The organism is Mesorhizobium sp. LEGMi-168a, assembly GCF_058312955.1.
On the sequence record NZ_JBZEGV010000141.1, the window covers coordinates 1 to 1,090 of the forward strand.

General features: G+C 62.8%; 2 protein-coding genes. Both read left to right on the forward strand.

Annotated features, from left to right (window positions below; all coding sequences use genetic code 11):
• The first annotated feature begins 72 nt into the window (after positions 1-72).
• Positions 73-390, forward strand: a complete 318-nt coding sequence (locus tag AC4FWB_RS34470; protein WP_491030668.1) for a hypothetical protein — start codon at positions 73-75, stop codon at positions 388-390.
• Positions 391-478: 88 nt separating this feature from the next.
• On the forward strand, positions 479-1,090 hold a 612-nt coding region (locus AC4FWB_RS34475; protein ID WP_491030670.1), incomplete at its 3' end, for a DUF4347 domain-containing protein.

Here is a 1,090-nt window from a genome sequence, read left to right on the forward strand (position 1 = left end):
CATTGCGGTGGTTGAAAATCGAAATTCCGAGCAGGAAAAGCCGCGGCTCAGCCGCCGGTAATAGGGGAGTGCATGATGATCTACGCAACTGTGTCTGCTGCAGTGGATGTCACCGTTAGGGGAGTCTTGCCCATCGGCGACGCGACCGGAAACATAACCTATTTCATTCTGGACGCCGCCAAGAACGCGATCGTCGGCCAGGTCATTCTCCCCGCCGCCGTCAAGCGAAGTCACGCTGTCGCTATAACCGTCAAGGTTCCAAGCACGGCGGGCTCACTTGCCATCGGGACGTTTGAAGATGGCGGGAATTTCCAGGCCTCCAGCTTCCTCCGCGTAGAGACGCCGGCCGTTCGCGGCCCCAGCGGCGCCGTCGGGCCATCCGGAAGATGACCGCTCAATCTCCTCGTCCTTACCCCAGGCCGGTCAAGCCGGTGCGCGCCCACGCGTTGAGTTGATTCGAAGCCAACAGGCGCCAGTCATGGCCCGCGTCTTTGAAATTCTCTTTGTGGATTCTTCAATCTCCGACCTCGAAACCGTTCTCGGCAACGTGCGGCCGGAAGTCCGAGCTGTCGTGCTCGATGGCCGCCGGCCGGCGGCGGCGCAGATCGCTGCGGCGCTCGCAGGGCACGAAGGGCTGGACGCGGTCCACGTCATCGCGCATGGCGCGCCGGGTCGGGTTAGCTTCGCTGCGGGGGAGTGGTCAGCCCAGACGCTGGAAGAAGCGGCTGACGATTTCGCCGCAATCGGCAGAGCGCTTGCCGCAGACGGCGAGTTGCGGCTCTGGAGCTGCAAGACGGCGTCAGGGGATGCGGGCGAAGCCTTCATAGAGGCGCTGGGTAGTGCCGTCGGTGCAGATGTCTGCGCGTCCAGGTCGCTTGTTGGCGCAGTCGCCCTTGGCGGCGTCTGGGAGCTATCCGCACGTGCGGGCGCATCCACGCCCCTGCCGCCGCTGACGTCAGTTGGCGTGGCAAGTTACACCGGGGTGCTGGTAGCGGGTAATCTGACGCTTACTGGTACGATTTCTGGCCCTGGCAACAGCAGTAGTGTCAACACATACTATCTGGTGGATACAACAGCCAATCCTGATACG